This is a genomic window from Ewingella allii (genome assembly GCF_044430645.1).
GTDB classification, from domain to species: domain Bacteria; phylum Pseudomonadota; class Gammaproteobacteria; order Enterobacterales; family Enterobacteriaceae; genus Ewingella; species Ewingella allii.
Genome location: NZ_JAWUDN010000001.1, coordinates 502,707 through 520,471 on the forward strand (window position 1 = coordinate 502,707; position 17,765 = coordinate 520,471).

Here is a 17,765-nt window from a genome sequence, read left to right on the forward strand (position 1 = left end):
TGTCTAAAGCGCGTTACCAAGCTGGGCGGGAAGATCGATATCGATGAAGGTTGTAGGGCCGTCGGCGGCAATGGCCAGCGCGGGGTATCTCTCCAGCAGTTCACGCGCGCCCGCGTCGCCGCGCAGGGCAAGCAGCTCGTCGCGCAGCATGCTGCTAAAGCCGACCGGATGGCCCGGCTGCTCTTGCCAATAAGGGCGTGCAGTGCAGGTTTTTTGCAACGCCTGAGAGACGCGCAGGAAGAGGGCGGCGGGCACGAAAGGCATGTCGGCGAGATGCACCAGCCAGCCGGACCAGTGCTGGGTAGCCTTTACCCCGGCGGCAATGGAGTCGCCACTTCCGGCGCTGTCGAGCAGGGTGGTGGTCACGCCAGCCTTGGCACACTCGGCCTGCACCTGTTGGTTGTCAGGACGAGTGACGACATGCACCGGCAATCCGCTGGTCAGCGCCTGCTGTAAGGTCGTGGCGAAGAGGCTTGATGTGTTGCCCGGCAGGCTGGCGTTGAGCTTATTGCCTTGGCCTCCGGCGGCGCGGAAGCGGCTGGCGCTACCGGCAGCCAGTAAAATTATCCCTATCACTGCTAATCCCTTGGTTTGCTGGCTGGAGTCTAAAATACAGGGTTAGTGTAAATGAATTCTTAAAAAAGGGTTTTGACCGATGATGTTGTTCACCGAGAAAGGCATAAAAAAGCCTGTGGCAGCATTGGCTGACACAGGCTTTGGGTGAAGCTTTTAGTGGTTAAACCAGATGTTCGCTAAAGGCTTCCAGTAGATCATCAACAAATTTCAAACGCTTTGGCCGGTCCGTCAGGTCAATCATGAACTTCAGCTTGGTCGGCCCGTCGAGGCGATACACCTGCGGCTGTTTCTGCAACAGGCCAATCAGATAGCCCGGATCGACGCGGTTCTTCTCGCTGAACTCCACAAACCCGCCGCGCTCATTGCCCTCAATACGCTTGATGCCCAGCTCTTTGGCCTTCAGGCGCAGCACGGCGATGTGTAGCAGGTTGCGCGCGCCGTCCGGCAGGGTGCCAAAACGGTCAATCAGCTCAACGCGCAGCTCGTCCACTTCCCCTTCGCTACGGGCGCTGGCGATGCGTTTGTACAGCGACAGGCGAGTGTTGACGTCAGGGATGAAATCCTCCGGCAGCAGGGCCGGCATGCGCATTTCGACATCGGTTTGGCTGGTGGTTAAATCTTCCAGCGACGGCTCGCGGCCCTCTTTCAGCGCCTCGACGGCGTTCTCCAACAACTCCATGTACAGCGTGAAGCCGATGCTGGTCATCTGGCCGCTTTGGCCTTCTCCCAGCAGCTCACCGGCCCCGCGAATTTCCAAATCATGGGTGGCCAGCGCGAAGCCTGCGCCAAGATCTTCCAGTGACGCAATGGCTTCCAGACGCTTGTGCGCGTCGGTAGACATGGCTTTTGGCGGCGGCGTCAGCAGGTAGGCATAAGCCTGATGGTGCGAACGGCCGACGCGACCGCGCAGCTGGTGCAGCTGCGCCAGGCCGAGATGGTCGGCGCGCTCAATGATAATGGTGTTGGCGCTCGGAATATCGATACCGGTTTCGATGATCGTGGTGCAGACCAGCACGTTAAAACGCTGGTGGTGGAAGTCGTTCATCACCCGTTCAAGGTCGCGTTCGCGCATCTGGCCGTGGCCAATAGCAATGCGCGCTTCCGGCACTAGCTCGGCCAGCCGGTCGGCGGCTTTTTCAATGTTTTCAACATCGTTGTACAGGTAGTAAACCTGCCCGCCACGCAGCACTTCGCGCAGAATCGCCTCGCGAACCACCAGACTATCGTACTCGCGCACGAAGGTTTTCACCGCCAGACGGCGCGCCGGTGGCGTGGCGATAATCGACAGGTCGCGCATGCCGCTCATCGCCATATTCAGCGTACGTGGGATAGGGGTGGCGGTCAGCGTCAGGATGTCCACATCGGCGCGCATCGCCTTAATTCGCTCTTTGTGGCGCACGCCGAAACGGTGCTCTTCGTCGACAATCAGCAGGCCGAGGTCTTTCCAGTGCAAATCGCTCTGCAACAGCTTGTGGGTGCCGATGATGATATCCACCTTGCCGTCCACCGCCTGCTCCAGCACCGCGTTCTGCTCTTTGGCGCTGCGAAATCGCGACATCATCTCAATGCGAATCGGCCAATTAGCAAAGCGGTCGCGGAAGTTGTCGAAGTGCTGCTGCGCCAGCAGGGTAGTTGGCACCAGCACCGCCACCTGCTTGTTATTCGATACCGCCAGAAACGCCGCGCGCATCGCCACTTCGGTCTTGCCGAAGCCGACGTCGCCACACACCAGACGGTCCATCGCCAGCGGCTGGGTCATGTCGGTGAGCACGGCGTTGATAGCCTGCGCCTGATCTGGCGTGGTTTCGAACGGGAAGCTCTGGCAGAACAGTTGATACTGCTCCTTGTCATGCTTGAAGGCAAAACCGCTTTTGGCTTCGCGCTGGGCGTAGATATCCAACAGCTCTGCGGCGACGTCGCGCACTTTCTCGGCGGCTTTTTGCCGCGCTTTCGACCAGGCTTCGCCACCCAGTTTGTGCAGCGGAGCGCTTTCATCCGCGCCACCGGCGTAGCGGCTGATCATGTGCAGGGAGGAAACCGGCACGTACAGCTTGTCTTCGCCCGAATAGGTCAGGATCAGGTATTCGGCGGTGAAACCGCCAGTTTCCAGCGTAGTTAGGCCCTGATAGCGCCCGACGCCGTGCTCCATATGCACCACCGGCTGGCCGGGGCGCAGCTCGGCGAGGTTGCGGATCAGCGTGTCGGTGTTGATGGCGCGGCGGCTGTCCTGACGGCGGCGGGCAACGCGTTCGCCCAGCAGGTCGCTTTCGCAAATCAGCGCCAGCTGTTTGTCGCTGTCGAGGAAACCGCGCTCGCAGGCGCCAATCATAATGTAGCGGCCCGCCGTGGCGGCCTGCTCAATGCGGGTGATCAGCGTCGGGTTAAGCTTGATACGGGCCAGCAGGTCTTGCAGCGTTTCGCGGCGTCCCTCGCTTTCAACCGAGAACACCAAACTGCCGCTGAACGACTCGTTAAAGCGGCGCAAATTGTCCAGCGGCGCTTTGTTTTGCGGCTGAACCGACAGATCCGGCAGGGCCTGATAGCTCAGGTTGGTATTGGCGGCTTTCTTCGGCAACTCTTCCGTTTTTAACTGAATGCGCGGCCACGCTTTCAGCTCGCTAAATAGGGAATCCACCCGCAGCCACAGGGCTTCAGGCTCGAGCAGCGGGCGCATTGGGTCAACGCGGCGGCTCTCGTAGCGCTGGTTGGCGTCGAGCCAGAAACGCTCGGCTGCGCCTTCTAAATCGCCGGTATTCAGCAGCAGGGTGTTTTTTGGCAGATAGCTAAACAGCGTGCTTAAAGGCTGGCTGAAGAACAGCGGCTGCCAGTACTCGATCCCCGCCGGGAAGGTGCCTTTGCTGACTTGCTGATAAACGTGCTCAGCGTCGCGGCGCACTTCGAACTTTTCGCGCCACTGGCTGCGGAACAGCTCGATGGCGTTTTTGTCGGTCGGGAATTCGTGCGCCGGCAGCAGGTTAATCTGCTCCACTTCGCTTAGCGTGCGCTGGGTATCAACGTCGAACACGCGCAGACTGTCGATTTCATCATCAAAGAAGTCGATGCGATAAGGCTCGTCGCTGCCCATCGGGTAGAGGTCGAGCAGGGCGCCGCGGGTGGCGAATTCGCCGTGCTCCATCACCTGATCGACGCTGCGATACCCCGCCTGTTCGAGCTGGGCGCGCAGTTTGTCGCGGGAGAGCTGCTGGCCTTTCTTCATCACCAGCGCGTGGCCGTGCAAGAATTCGTGTGGGCAAACGCGCTGCATCAGCGTGTTGACCGGCAGAATAATGATGCCGCGTTCGAGGGTTGGCAGCTGGTACAGGCTGGAAAGGCGCGAGGAGATTATCTCCTGATGCGGCGAGAAGCTGTCGTATGGCAGCGTTTCCCAGTCGGAAATATTGATCACTTTCAGGTCGGTGAACTGCTGAATTTCATCGCGCAGGCGCAGGGCATTTTGCATGTCGGGCGCAATAAGCATCACCGGACCTGCATGGCGCTCGCTGATGTCGGCACATTCCAGCGCGCAGGCTGAGCCAGTCAGTTGGCCAAGAACTCGGGTGTCACCAGCGCGTTCAGGCAAAGAATAACGATGATCTTGAGGCATAGGCAGTGTTGTTATCTCGTTGTCGGCGGCCATAGGGACCTGATTTACAGAGCGTATCTTGCGACGTGCTCCTAATCGGGGTCAACCCGAATTATTTTGGGCAGAAAGCTTAAAGGTTTAACCGATTACTTTAGGTATTATGGTTCCATAAAGCCAAGCGAGCCTTTATTATCCTTGACAACTTTTGTCTTCGCCACGCACTTAATACGGATGTCATGTATCAACCTGTCGCGTTATTCATAGGTCTGCGCTATATGCGCGGACGTGCTTCAGACCGCTTTGGGCGGTTTGTCTCCTGGCTTTCTACTATTGGCATCACCCTCGGGGTGATGGCGCTGGTTACTGTCTTGTCGGTCATGAACGGTTTTGAGAAGGATCTGGAAAACAACATTCTGGGTCTGATGCCTCAGGCGTTAGTCACCACAGCACAGGGTTCGCTGGATCCGCAGAAAATCAACCATGACGCCGTCGCCGGACTGAAAGGCGTCAACCGCGCCGTGCCTTTCACCACTGGCGATGTGGTGCTGCAAAGCCCGGGTAGCGTCGCCGTTGGCGTGATGCTCGGAGTCAATCCTGACGAAAAAGATCCGCTGTCGAACTACATGGTGGCGGTCAATCAGCAGGTGCTGCAACCGGGCCAGTACAACATCATTCTTGGCGACCAGCTGGCACAACAGTTGAAAGTGAAACGCGGCGACCAGCTGCGCCTGATGGTGACCAGCGTCAGCCAGTTCACGCCGATGGGTCGCATTCCAAGCCAGCGCCTGTTTACCGTGGCGGGCACTTTTGCTGCGAACAGTGAAGTAGATGGCTACCAGATGCTGGTTAACCAGCAGGATGCCTCGCGCCTGATGCTCTATCCGAAAGGCAACGTGACCGGCTGGCGTCTTTACCTCAACCAGCCGTTGGATGTGGATAACCTCAGCACCCAAACCCTGCCGCAGGGCACCGAGTGGAAAGATTGGCGCGAGCGTCGCGGCGAGCTGTTCCAGGCCGTGCGCATGGAGAAGAACATGATGGGCCTGCTGCTCAGCCTGATTGTGGCAGTCGCCGCGTTTAACATCATTACTTCTCTCGGCCTGCTGGTGATGGAGAAGCAGGGCGAGGTGGCCATTCTGAAAACTCAGGGTCTGACCCGTCGCCAGATTATGGCGCTATTTATGGTGCAGGGCGCGAGTGCCGGGATCATCGGCGCGCTGCTCGGCGCCGTGCTTGGCGTGGTGCTGGCGACCCAGCTCAATACCATTATGCCAGCTCTTGGCCTGATGCTGGACGGCGGCTCACTGCCGGTCGATATCGAACCTATGCAAGTCGTGGTCATCGCGCTGGTCGCCATGGTCATCGCTCTACTGTCTACGCTTTACCCTTCGTGGCGCGCAGCTGCCGCCCAACCCGCAGAGGCTTTACGTTATGAGTAACATTTTATCGTCGCAGGGCGGAATCTTATTGCAGTGCGAAAACCTCTGTAAGACCTATCAGGAAGGCAAAATGCACACCGACGTGCTGCGCGATGTCTCTTTTGCCATTCAACAGGGCGAAATGATGGCCATCGTCGGCAGTTCGGGATCGGGTAAAAGTACCTTGCTGCACCTGCTGGGCGGTCTGGACTCGCCAACCTCGGGTGACGTGGTATTCAAAAACACCTCGCTTAACACCATGTCCTCCGCCGCCAAGGCTGAGCTGCGTAACCGCGAGCTGGGCTTTATCTATCAGTTCCACCACCTGCTGCCGGACTTCACCGCGTTGGAAAACGTGGCCATGCCGCTGCTGATTGGCAAAGGCAAGAAGGCCGAAGTGGAAGAGAAAGCCATGGCGATGCTGGCGGCGGTGGGCTTACAGCACCGCAGCAAACACCGCCCGTCCGAGCTGTCCGGCGGTGAGCGTCAGCGCGTCGCCATTGCCCGCGCGCTGGTTAACAGCCCGTCGCTGGTGCTGGCCGATGAGCCAACCGGTAACCTCGACCAGAAAAATGCTGATAGTATCTTTGACCTGCTCGGCGAGCTGAATGTCCGTCAGGGCACGGCGTTTCTGGTGGTCACCCATGACCTGCAACTGGCGAAACGGATGAATCGCCAGCTGGAGATGCGTGACGGCAAGCTGCAACAGGACTCGACCCTGCTGGGAGCGAAGTAATGTCAGCCATTCCCTTTTCTCTATTAATTGGCCTGCGTTTTAGTCGCGGGCGTCGCCGTAGCGGCATGGTGTCGCTGATTTCGGTTATCTCCACGCTGGGTATCGCCCTTGGCGTGGCGGTACTGATCGTCGGTCTAAGCGCGATGAACGGCTTTGAACGTGAGCTAAAAGAGCGCGTTCTTGCCGTGGTGCCGCATGGTGAAATTCGCCCGGTTAATCAGCCTTTCAATGGCTGGCAGGGCGTGCTGGAGCGCGTAGAAAAAGTGCCCGGCATTGCCGCCGCCGCCCCGTATATTGAATTTAACGGCCTGATTGAGCACGGCGCTAAGCTGCGCGCCATCAAGCTGAAAGGGGTGGATCCGCAGCAGGAATCACGCGTCAGCGCTGCGCCAAACTTCGTGCAGGGCGATGCCTGGAAAAACTTTAAAGCCGGTGAACAGCAGCTGATTCTGGGTAAAGGCGTGGCGGATGCCATTGGCGTGAAGCAGGATGACTGGGTCACCGTGATGGTGCCGAACAGCGACCCTGAAATGAAGCTGTTGCAGCCCAAGCGCATTCGCCTGCACGTTACCGGTATCCTGCAACTCAGTGGCCAGCTGGACCACAGCTTTGCCATGGTGCCGCTGGCGGATGCCCAGCAGTATCAGGAAATGGGCAGCAGCGTCACCGGGATTGATATCAAAGTTAATGACGTATTTGCCGCGCAAAAGCTGGTGCGAGATGCGGGCGAAGTGACCCACGCTTATGTCTACATCAGCAGTTGGATTGGCACTTACGGCTACATGTATCGCGATATTCAGATGGTTCGCGCCATTATGTATATGGCGATGGTATTAGTCATCGGAGTGGCATGTTTCAATATCGTGTCTACGCTGGTGATGGCGGTAAAAGATAAAAGTAGCGATATTGCGATTTTGCGCACGCTGGGCGCCAAGGACGGGCTTATTCGCGCGGTGTTCATCTGGTACGGTTTACTTTCCGGGCTGGTGGGCAGCATCGTTGGCGTGGTGGTGGGGGTTATCGCCTCCTTCCAACTGACCAACATTATTAATGCATTGCAGAGCTTCACCGGGCATAAGTTCCTGTCAGGCGATATCTATTTCATCGACTTTTTACCGTCGGAGCTACACTGGATTGACGTAGCGGGCGTACTGTTTACCGCACTGGTACTGAGCCTGCTGGCCAGTTGGTATCCAGCGAGACGAGCCAGCCGGATAGATCCTGCGCGCGTGTTGAGTGGCGGACAGTAATACCAAGACGTCTACTGTTAAAAGTAGGCGTTAGAAGATTTACCTAAGTTTCCAAGAGCAGGAGCACATATGCGCACACGCCATCGTCTGTGTCGATTTCGCAAAAACAAGCGCATACGGCACCAACGTTTTCGCTCAAATATTTTCCATCGAGACAATATGGCCGCCGCATCGCTGAAGCGGCCTTTTGTTGTGGTGCTGACCGGGGCGGGGATCTCCGCTGAGTCTGGCATCCGCACCTTTCGCGCCGCCGACGGCCTGTGGGAAGAGCACAAGGTCGAGGACGTGGCGACGCCGGAAGGCTATCGCAACGATCCTGAACTGGTACAGGCGTTCTACAACGCTCGCCGCCAGCAGTTGCAAAACGCCGAGATTGAGCCCAACGCGGCGCATCACGCTTTAGCCACGCTCGAAGACGCGCTGGGCGATAACTTTATGCTGGTGACGCAGAACATCGATAACTTGCACGAGCGCGCCGGAAACAAGCGCGTGATGCATATGCACGGTGAATTGCTCAAAGTGCGCTGTACCCACTCCGGACAAGTGTTCGACTGGCCGGGCGACCTGTCGGTGAATGACAAATGCCACTGTTGCCAGTTCCCCGCGCCGCTGCGCCCGCACGTGGTGTGGTTCGGCGAAATGCCTATTGGTATGGATGAGATTTATCAGGCGCTGGCGAAAGCGGATTTCTTTATCGCTATTGGCACTTCGGGCCATGTCTATCCGGCGGCGGGATTTGTCCACGAAGCCAAGATGGGCGGGGCTTACACCATTGAGCTGAATCTCGAGCCAAGTCAGGTGGAGAGCCAGTTTGATGAACGCAAGTATGGCCTTGCCAGTCAGGTGGTGCCTGAGTTTATTCATGCCTTCCTGACCAAACAAGAAAACGCCTGGCGCTAGCCGGGCTTTTTTTCGTCTGTCATTCCATTTTGCTAAAATTGCGTCTGAGCAGAAGACTTCATTGGCTAAACTCGGTGAAAACTGACCTGACGCAATATCCGAGGTATTCATGCTGCGCATAATAAAACTCGGTCGCTAGAGGATACCTAATTATGGATAAGTTGCTTGATCGTTTCTTACACTACGTTTCGTTTGATACCCAATCGAAGGTCAACGTTCGACACACGCCTAGCACGGAAGGGCAGCTGAAGCTGGCGCGTGAACTTCAGAAAGAATTGATTGCACTCGGCCTTGATCAGGTCACGCTCAGTGACAAAGGCTGCGTGATGGCAACCTTGCCTGGCAATGTCGACTGGCCTGTGCCGACTATCGGCTTTATCTCTCATTTAGACACGGCGCCGGATTTCACGGCGAAGCACGTCAATCCTCAAATTGTTGAAAATTATCGCGGTGGTGATATTGCGCTGGGTAACGGCGACGAAGTGCTTTCGCCGGTGATGTTCCCGGTGCTACACCAGCTGCTGGGCCAGACGCTGATCACCACCGACGGCAAAACCCTGCTCGGCTCGGATGATAAAGCAGGCATCGCCACTATCGTTACCGCCATGGCGCGTCTGAAAAATAGCGCGATCCCGCACGGGCCGCTGCGCATTGCTTTCACCCCAGATGAAGAGATCGGCAAGGGCGCGCAGTCTTTCGACGTCCCGGCTTTTGCCGCCCAATGGGCATACACCGTGGACGGCGGTGGCGTCGGGGAGCTGGAGTTTGAGAATTTCAACGCCGCCTCGGCGACCATCAAAATTGTCGGCAATAATGTCCATCCCGGCAGCGCCAAAGGGGTGATGGTCAACGCCTTGTCGCTGGCGGTACGAATTCATGCCGAACTGCCAGCTGATGAAACACCTGAAAAAACAGAAGGTTACGAAGGTTTCTACCATCTGACGTCGATGAAAGGCTCGGTCGAACGCGCCGAAATGCACTACATTATTCGCGATTTCGATCAGGCGAACTTTGAAGCGCGCAAGCAGAAAATCATCGATATCGCGCATCTGGTGGGCGAAGGGCTGCACCGCGACTGCTATATCGAGGTGACTCTTGATGACCATTATTACAATATGCGCGACAAAGTGGCGCAGCATCCGCACATCATTGAAATTGCCAAACAGGCGATGATTGATTGTGAAATCGAACCGCTGATGAAGCCAATTCGCGGCGGCACCGACGGCGCGCAGCTCTCCTTCCGCGGCCTGCCTTGCCCGAACATTTTCACCGGCGGCTACAACTTCCACGGCAAGCATGAGTTTGTCACGCTGGAGGGGATGGAGAAGGCGGTCAGCGTGGTGATGCGTATTGCCGAACTGACGGCCAGCAACGCCAAAAAATAACTCTGCTGTTTAGCGAAGTGAAAACAAAAAGGGTGCGCTCCGCGAGGATACGCACCCTTTTTTATATGGTTAACTTCAACGATTAATCATTGAAGTACCAGTAGCCGCTGTTCACCAGCGCAGAGATCAATGCGAGGAATGACGGGTCATCCAGCGCGTCGCCTAGCATCTCGCGAGTTACCGTCAGGTGACGCGTTAAGGCGTCAGCGGCGGCAACTTGCTCCGTGATGATAGCTTCGCCATTGACGTAGCACACGTCGCCGATGCGCAACACGCGCAGGCCGCCGAGGCGCTGCAAGGTTTCGCCCGATTCCAGCAGCTCATAAACTTCACCGGCCTGATAAGGCGGCTCCGGCGGCGCTAAGTCAAGCTCGTGGCGCGACTGGGAGATAAACTCACCAAACCAGCTGTTGAAGTGCTCGGAGTCGCCCGCCAGCTCCAGCATCATATTGCGCAGACCGTCCAGTTCGTTTGGCAGGATTTGCGCCGGGTGCTCGCGCTCAACCAGCTCTGGATCGCCATAACGCTTACTGCCAAGCTCTCGGGAGAGCACATAGTCGGCAAAGCCGCTGAGCATTTCGCGGGCGTTCGGCGCGCGGAAACCGACCGAGTAGTTCAGGGCGTGTTCCAGCGAGTAGCCTTCGTGCGGGAAGCCCGGCGGAATATAGACGATATCGCCCGGCTCAAGCTCTTCATCAATAATGGCTTCGAACGGCTCAACCTGAAGCAAATCCGGGTGCGGGCAGTGCTGTTTCATGGGGATTTTCTCCCCAACGCGCCAGCGACGGCGGCCGGTACCCTGAATGATAAACACGTCATACTGGTCCAGATGAGGGCCAACGCCGCCGCCCGGCACTGAATAGGAGATCATCAGGTCATCCATACGCCAGTCAGGAATATGGCGGAAAGGACGCATCAGGTGGGAAGAGGGCTCATGCCAGTGATCAACCGCCTGAACCAGAATCGACCAGTTATTTTCACCGAGGTGATCATAGCTTTCGAAGGGACCGTGGCTGACCTGCCAGCGACCGTCTTCATGACTGACCAGACGGCTGTCGACTTCGTTCTCCATCGCCAGTCCGGCCAGCTCGTCTGGAGAGATAGGATCGATGAAGTTTTTGAAGCCACGTTTAAGAACCACCGGACGTTTTTGCCAATAACGCTGCAAAAAGTCATTCCAGTCCAAGTCGAGTTGATAATCCATAAATGTTTTCCATGGCGTAAATGAGAGTCACTGAGAGGATTATAACGGAAGGCGAGGCGGCTGCATTGGGCAATCGCCTGCAAATTTCATTAATAACCGGTAACTCGGACGAATTGCCGGAGGAAAGCTTAATCGTTGTCCACGTCGTGCTGTTTACCGAAGCAAACCCGCATGCTTGCACCGCCGAGCGGGCTGTCGCCAATAATAATCTGGCCGTCATATTGCTCAATAATTTCACTGGCCAGGGATAAGCCTAATCCTTGGCCGGGGCGCAGCGTATCAGCGCGCTGGCCGCGCTGGAAAATCACTTCGCGTTTGCTTTCGGGAATGCCGGGGCCGTCATCTTCAATCAGGATCACCAGCTGCTTCTCAGCATACACCGCGCTGATCTCGACAAACTCCAGACAGTATTTACAGGCGTTATCGATGACATTGCCCATCACTTCGATAAAGTCATTCTTTTCGCCAATAAAGGTGATTTCTGGCGAGATATCCAGCGTCAGCGCCACGCCTTTACGCTGATACACCTTATTCAAGGCGGAACATAAACTGTCGAGCAGGCCCGGCACCGAATGCACTTCGCGCACCAAAATGTTGTGCTCGGAACGCAGCGTAGCGCGATGCAAATAGTAGCCAATTTGCTGCGAAATGCGGCTAATTTGCTCCAACATCACGGGTTCTGCCTGTTCAATAGTCATCTGTTTGCCGTTACGCAGAGAGCGCAGCGTGGACTGCAACACTGCCAGCGGCGTCTTCAGGCTGTGGGTCAAATCCGCCAGCGTAGTGCGATAGCGGTCATAGCGTTCGCGCTCGCCGTGCAGCAGAGTATTAAGATTGCGCACCAAGCCTTTCAACTCGCTCGGCGGGTTTTCATCCAAGGCTTCGCGCTCGTGGGTTTCCAGCTCAGCCACTTGCCGGATCAGCGCCTTAATGGGCCGCAGGCTCCAGTAGGCCGCCAGCCACAGCAGCGGGATAACCAGCAGCAAGTTGGCGATCAGCACATAGCTGAACCACTCCCACACCAAATCGGAACGCTGTAGCTCTTGCGGGATGGTATCTACCACCACGATATTCAGCGCGGGCAGGCGCGAGGTGGCCGAGTAGGTATTTACCGCAATGGAGTGGGTGAGGGCGTTGGCGTCAGTGTCGTCATAATTTTTCAGCTTGTCTTTGGCTTGTTGATTATCGCCAATGACCTCGCTACTGACCTGGGTGTCCGTGTCGATTTCGTAGAAACCGGGCTTGTTCATCCACTCTTTGTCGATATGCGTCTCAAGCTCCGGCACGCGGCGCTGGGCCCACAGCAGGTTGCCTTTGTCGTCATAGATAAAGACTAAGGTTGGCGAGTTGAGATCCAAATCTGGCGGCACATTAATTGTCAGCTTGTTATCGCGCCACTGGGCAAGGCTGAAGAACAGATTACTTTCACCGCGCAGCAGGCGGTAGGCGGTTTTGTCGAAGCTGACCATATAGCCGACTACCGCCACCAGCCCGTAAGCCAGTGACAGCGCCAGCACCACGCCAGCGGTGGCGACCATAAAACGCGAGCGCAGTGAGAAGGGCTTTCCTTTGCGAAATCTCATAAAAGTGTGCTCGACGGCGTTACGGACGAATGTCGAAACGATAACCCTGACCGCGCACGGTGGTTATCACGTCGGTAGGATATTCAGCCTGCAATTTTTTGCGTAAACGGCCCATCAATACGTCAACGGTGTGGCTCTCACGCAGCTCGGCATCAGGATACAATTGCAGCATCAGGGAGTCCTTGCTGACCACTTTACCGGCATTGCGGATCAGGGTTTCAATGATGGTGTACTCAAAGGCGGTCAGTTTGACCGGCTGTTCGCTGACGGTGAGTTCGCGGCGCGACAGGTCAATCTGGAAAGGTGCGAGGGTGATCACCTGTGACGCCAGGCCGCTGTTGCGGCGCATCAGTGCCTGCATGCGGGCGATAACCTCTTCCAAATGGAAAGGTTTGGTGACGTAATCGTCAGCACCCGCTTCCAGCACGGCCACTTTGTCCTGCCAGCTTTCGCGGGCGGTTAGCACCAGAATCGGCAATTTTGCCTGATGACTACGCCAGCGTTGGATCAGGCTCAGGCCATCTTCACCGGGCAGGCCGAGGTCAACGATGGCAATATCCGGCGCGTGTTCCTGTAAAAAGTAGTCGGCTTCCTTGGCGTCTTCAGCAGCATCAACCTGATGGCCCATTTCGCGCATTTGCACCGAGAGGTGATGGCGCAGCAGCGCATTGTCTTCGACAACCAGAATTCGCATAACAACTCCTTTTTAATGCAGGGTACAACGAACCCCGGCCAATATTTGCATAGTGATCCCGAGGTTGTTAGCGCGAGTAAGAGGCATTGTTACGCCCATTTGGCTGAAATCTCGAGGATAAATCGTGACACAACTCTAACGTATCCAGAAACATTTGCTTCAACGCCAGATAAACACGACGGGGGGTAACTTAAATGAAAGCTAAACCAATTATAAACGCCCCTCAGGAGTGATGACAGGAAATGTGAGAAAGATCGCGGTAAGATTTTAAATGTATTATTAAGGTATTATAAAGGTATCTGATAGATGCCTTTATCTGCCTGTAGCCGACCTGAGATTCGTGCTAAAGGTGTCTCATTCAGCAAGGATATAATAATGAAACGTACCCATCTGAAGCTGTCCGTCATGATGTTTATTGAATGGTTTATCTGGGGGGCGTGGTTTGTGCCTCTCTGGCAATACCTCAATAAACTGGGCTTTAGCCCATCTGAAATCGCCTGGTCTTATAGCAGCACCGCCATCGCCGCTATTCTCTCGCCGGTATTGGTAGGGGTTATCGCTGACCGCTATTTTGCCGCGCAAAAGGTTCTCGCCTGGCTCTTATTGGCAGGGGGCGCGTTGATGTGTTTCATCGCGCTGCAAACCCAATTCTCCTCTTTCTTCCCGCTGCTGGTGGTCTATGCCATCACCTACATGCCTACCGTGGCGCTGACTAATAGCATCGCGTTCGCCAACATTGGCGATCCCGAAAAAGAGTTCCCGCGCATCCGCGTGCTGGGCACCTTGGGCTGGATTGCTTCGGGCCTGTTCATCGGTTTTGTCCTGCCTCCGATGCTCGGCATGGGCAATATCTCTGATACCAACCTGCCACTGTGGCTGACCGCCGCGGCCTCTATCGCGCTGGGGCTTTATAGTTTCTGGCTACCGGATACGCCTGCCAAGGGTAGTGGCCCGGTGGATATCAAGGCGCTGTTTGGCCTGAATGCGCTGGCGATGCTGAAAGACCGTTCTTTCGCGATTTTCGCGCTTTGCTCCTTCCTGTTCTGCATGCCGCTGGCGTTTTACTACCAGTTCGCCAACGGCTATCTGACGCAGGTCGGGCTGAATGAAGCCACCGGCTGGATGACGCTGGGTCAGGTTTCGGAGATTTTTGCACTGCTTGCCTTGCCGCTGCTGCTCAAACGCTTCGGCATCAAGAAGGTGCTGATGCTCGGCTTCATCACGGCGGCCATTCGCTACATCTTCTTTATCTACGGCGGCACCGAGGATGTGTGGGGCTACAGCATGCTGTTCCTCGGCATCCTACTGCACGGCGTGAGCTACGACTTCTATTTCGTCACAGGCTATATCTATGTCGATAAAAAGGCCCCGGCGCACATGCGCACCGCGGCACAGGGGCTGATCACCCTGATTTGCCAGGGGCTGGGCAGCTTTATCGGCAACTGGCTGGGGGGCTGCGCGATGACCACTTTCGCCCTGACTACGCCGCGCAACGGCATGACTTTCGACTGGTTCGCCGTGTGGGGCGTTGGCGCGGCGATGGTGGTCGCGGTGATGCTGTTATTCCTGCTGTTCTTCCGCGAGCGCAGCAAAACGATTGAACCGGTAACACTGGCACGTTCTTGATTTTAATGATTTCTCTGGCGGGCGCGCTGCTCGCCAGTGGTCCTATTTATGGAGATAACAGATGCAACAGATAACCCGCGAAAACCGCATTCTTGGCGCGCTCTATGGGCAAATGCTGGGCGACGCCTTGGGTATGCCGTCAGAGCTTTGGCCGCGTGAACGGGTGAAAAAGCATTTTGGCTGGATTGACCGTTTTCTTGATGGCCCGGCTGAAAACAACGCTGCCTGCTACTTCACCGCCGCGCAGTTTACCGACGACACTTCCATGGCGCTGGCGCTGGCCGATGCCCTGATTGAAGCCGATGGCGAAGTGGTGCCGGAGCTGATTGCCCGCAACGTCATTCGCTGGGTGGACGGCTTTGACGCCTTTAACAAAAACATTCTGGGACCAAGCTCGAAGCTGGCGCTAGCCGAGCAGAAGAAGGGCGTGGCGATCAGTGAGCTGGAGAACAACGGCGTGACCAACGGCGCGGCGATGCGTGTGTCGCCGCTGGGCTGCGTGCTGCCTTCTGCGCCGCTGGAGCACTTCTGCCAACAGGTGTGGCTGGCTTCCAGCCCGACGCATAAGTCTGATATCGCCGTGGCCGGTGCCGTAGTGATTGCCTGGGCGGTGTCCAAAGCAATTGAAGGAGCGAGCTGGGCGGAGATTAAACTGGCGTTGCCGGACATTGCCAAATACGCCCAGACCCGCCAGAGCACCACCTTCAGCGCCTCTTTGGCCGCTCGCATCGAGTTGGCGCTGGAGGTAGTGGCGAAATCCACCGGCAGCGAGCAGGCTTCCGAGCAGGTTTACCAGCTGGTGGGCGCGGGAGTGAGCACCATTGAGTCGGTTCCGGCGGCAATCGCCATGGTTGAACTGGCCGAAGGCTGCCCGAACCGCTGCGCCGTGCTGTGCGCCAACTTGGGTGGAGATACCGACACCATCGGCGCAATGGCGACGGCGATCTGCGGCGCCTTGCAGGGCATTGACGCCTTCGACGCGCAGTACCTTGCCGAATTAAAACGCGTCAATCCGCTGGATATGACCACCTACAGCAGCGCCTTCCTGCGCTTCCGCCAGCGCGCTGGGGAGGCGGCATGAGCAACCAGCACGGCGAACTGCTCCACACGCTGATGCAGGGGAACTGGCACCAGCAGTGTCCGGTGACGGTGGTCGGCGCGGCGGTGATGGACATGGTGGCGCACGCCGACGCCTTGCCCGAGCGCGGTGGCGACACCGCCGCCAGCGTGTCAGGATTTCACCTCGGCGGCTGCGCGCTAAATATCGCGCTTGGCCTCAAACAGCTGGGGATTCATAGCCGCAACCTGCTGCCGCTGGGAGAGGGCATGTGGGCTACCCGGCTGCGCGATGAGATGGCCCAGCGCGGCATTCAGTCTGACTTGCAGGTCGGCGGCGCGGATAACGGCTGGTGCCTGGCGCTGGTGGAACCCGACGGTGAACGCACTTTTATCTCCATCGACGGCGTCGAGAACCAGTGGCAGACGGCGTGGCTGGAGAACCGCACGCCGACCAGCGGGCTGGTGTATCTCTCCGGCTATCAGCTAGGCGCCAAACAGGGCGGGGTGCTGGTGGCGTGGATGCAGGCGCTGCCCGCCGAGGTGCGCGTGGTGCTGGACCTAGGCCCGCGTCTCGACACCATGTCACCAGAGTTCATCGACGGTTTGCTGCGTCCGGGGGTGATCATGACCCTTAACCAGCGCGAGGCGGGCCTGCTCGGCTATCGCGACGACGAAGAGCATTTCTGCCGCCAGCTGCACGGTAAAACCGGCGAACTGGTAGTGTTGCGCTGCGGCGCGAAAGGGAGTTACTACTTTGGCGGAGAAAGCGACCACGGCTGGATTGCGCCGCGTAAAGTGACCATGGTGGACAGCATTGGCGCGGGCGACAGCCACTGCGCCGGGCTGCTGGCGGGACTATCGCTGGGATTAAGTCACTGGCAGAGCATGATGCTGGCGAACTGCGTGGCGGCCTACGTGGTGTCTAAGCCGGGCGGCGACTGCGCGCCAACGCTGGCCCAGCTCGCCGATGAGATGAGCCGCGAGGATTAATCCTCGCTGATAAATTCGTACATGTCGCTGCGACAGAAGCTTTCACTGTACTCGATGGGGCGGTTTTGCCCATCGAACAGGGTTTGGCGAATGATTAAGATCGGCATCGGGGTTTTCAACTGGAGCGATTGCATCAGTTCGTCGTCAGACATGGCGGCACTGACGCGGCTTTGCAGCGCGCCTAACTCGATATTATTGCGATGGAAATAGTCGTAGAGCGAAACGCCGATATCCTGCACGTCGGCAATGGCGTCCACCACCACGTAGGAGAGTGCAACGGACATCGGGCGCGTATCAATATAGTGAATACGCTTGAGGCGATAGACCGGCGTGCGCTCGGTGATGGCTAATTTACTGGCGACCAGTGCTTCGGCGGGCACCTTTTCGCGGCTGATCCAAAGAGTGTCAGGCTTGCGGCCCTGCAGCATTACTTCGCGCGAGAAGCCTTTCACATCGGCCAGCGAGTAAGAGAGTTTGGCCTCGCCGGCCTTTTTAATAAAGGTGCCGTAACCGCGCGAACGCCCAATATTGCCTGCTTCTTCCAGCCTCGCCAGTGCCTTGCGCACCGTGATGCGTGAGATCCCCAGCTCTTCGGTGAACTGGCGCTCACTGGGTAGAAAATCCCCTTCAGCCAGAACTCCCTCTTTGATCGCCTGCGCGACAACATCGCTAAAACAGAGATAAAGCGGCTGCGTCCCGGCGGCGGCCAGGTTTTGTTTGAGAAGCTCGAGTAGGCGTTGGTTGGTGTCCGTGCTCATAAA

14 protein-coding genes are annotated in these 17,765 nt (G+C 57.1%); 8 read left to right on the plus strand and 6 right to left on the minus strand.

Going from position 1 to position 17,765, the window contains the following annotated elements; genetic code table 11:
• Positions 1-3: 3 nt before the first annotated feature.
• Entirely contained in the window at positions 4-576 is a 573-nt protein-coding gene (locus SBO83_RS02460) for a nucleotidyltransferase family protein (protein ID WP_396130345.1), read from the minus strand.
• A gap of 160 nt (positions 577-736) precedes the next feature.
• Positions 737-4,180: a transcription-repair coupling factor gene (mfd, locus tag SBO83_RS02465; RefSeq protein ID WP_353503991.1), complete on the minus strand. Its 3,444-nt coding sequence runs from the start codon at positions 4,178-4,180 to the stop codon at positions 737-739.
• 215 nt (positions 4,181-4,395) lie between these two features.
• Between mfd and lolC the strand changes: the two genes are divergently transcribed.
• From lolC to pepT, 5 genes are all read left to right on the plus strand, one after another.
• Positions 4,396-5,598 (plus strand): lipoprotein-releasing ABC transporter permease subunit LolC, encoded by a 1,203-nt coding sequence (lolC, locus tag SBO83_RS02470; protein ID WP_034791346.1) that lies wholly within the window; start codon positions 4,396-4,398, stop codon positions 5,596-5,598.
• Positions 5,591-6,313, plus strand: coding sequence for a lipoprotein-releasing ABC transporter ATP-binding protein LolD (lolD, locus tag SBO83_RS02475; protein WP_034791345.1), 723 nt, complete (start codon positions 5,591-5,593; stop codon positions 6,311-6,313). The genes lolC and lolD overlap by 8 nt, the downstream gene beginning before the upstream one ends.
• The gene (gene lolE, locus SBO83_RS02480; protein WP_353502531.1) at positions 6,313-7,563 is read left to right on the plus strand and encodes a lipoprotein-releasing ABC transporter permease subunit LolE; all 1,251 of its coding nucleotides are present in this window, start codon (positions 6,313-6,315) and stop codon (positions 7,561-7,563) included. Before lolD ends, lolE begins: the two co-directional genes overlap by 1 nt.
• A gap of 69 nt (positions 7,564-7,632) precedes the next feature.
• Complete coding sequence (gene cobB / locus SBO83_RS02485) at positions 7,633-8,463, plus strand: Sir2 family NAD+-dependent deacetylase (protein WP_353502530.1); 831 nt, start codon at positions 7,633-7,635, stop codon at positions 8,461-8,463.
• Between the two features lie 152 nt (positions 8,464-8,615).
• Entirely contained in the window at positions 8,616-9,848 is a 1,233-nt protein-coding gene (pepT, locus tag SBO83_RS02490) for a peptidase T (RefSeq protein WP_396130347.1), read from the plus strand.
• A gap of 82 nt (positions 9,849-9,930) precedes the next feature.
• On the opposite strand, the gene SBO83_RS02495 is transcribed toward pepT, so the two are convergent.
• From SBO83_RS02495 to phoP, 3 genes are all read right to left on the minus strand, one after another.
• Entirely contained in the window at positions 9,931-11,052 is a 1,122-nt protein-coding gene (locus SBO83_RS02495; RefSeq protein ID WP_396130348.1) for a ribosomal protein uL16 3-hydroxylase, read from the minus strand.
• Between the two features lie 128 nt (positions 11,053-11,180).
• Positions 11,181-12,635, minus strand: a complete 1,455-nt coding sequence (phoQ, locus tag SBO83_RS02500) for a two-component system sensor histidine kinase PhoQ (RefSeq protein WP_396130349.1) — start codon at positions 12,633-12,635, stop codon at positions 11,181-11,183.
• Positions 12,636-12,654: 19 nt separating this feature from the next.
• Positions 12,655-13,329 carry a two-component system response regulator PhoP gene (gene phoP, locus SBO83_RS02505; RefSeq protein WP_353502526.1) on the minus strand — a complete coding sequence of 225 codons (675 nt, stop codon included), beginning with the start codon at positions 13,327-13,329 and terminating at the stop codon, positions 12,655-12,657.
• Positions 13,330-13,704: 375 nt separating this feature from the next.
• Here phoP and SBO83_RS02510 point away from each other — a divergent pair, with 375 nt between their 5' ends.
• The 3 genes from SBO83_RS02510 (at position 13,705) to SBO83_RS02520 (ending at position 17,004) form a co-directional block, all read left to right on the plus strand.
• Positions 13,705-14,955 carry a nucleoside permease gene (locus SBO83_RS02510; protein WP_396130350.1) on the plus strand — a complete coding sequence of 417 codons (1,251 nt, stop codon included), beginning with the start codon at positions 13,705-13,707 and terminating at the stop codon, positions 14,953-14,955.
• A 61-nt stretch (positions 14,956-15,016) separates the two neighbouring features.
• Complete coding sequence (locus SBO83_RS02515) at positions 15,017-16,036, plus strand: ADP-ribosylglycohydrolase family protein (RefSeq protein WP_396130351.1); 1,020 nt, start codon at positions 15,017-15,019, stop codon at positions 16,034-16,036.
• Entirely contained in the window at positions 16,033-17,004 is a 972-nt protein-coding gene (locus tag SBO83_RS02520) for a PfkB family carbohydrate kinase (protein ID WP_396130352.1), read from the plus strand. The genes SBO83_RS02515 and SBO83_RS02520 overlap by 4 nt, the downstream gene beginning before the upstream one ends.
• Here SBO83_RS02520 and SBO83_RS02525 read toward each other — a convergent pair.
• A complete protein-coding gene (locus tag SBO83_RS02525; protein ID WP_396130353.1) occupies positions 17,001-17,762 on the minus strand; it encodes a UTRA domain-containing protein in 762 nt (253 codons plus the stop codon). The two genes, SBO83_RS02520 and SBO83_RS02525, sit on opposite strands and share 4 nt — an antisense overlap.
• Positions 17,763-17,765: the final 3 nt, after the last annotated feature.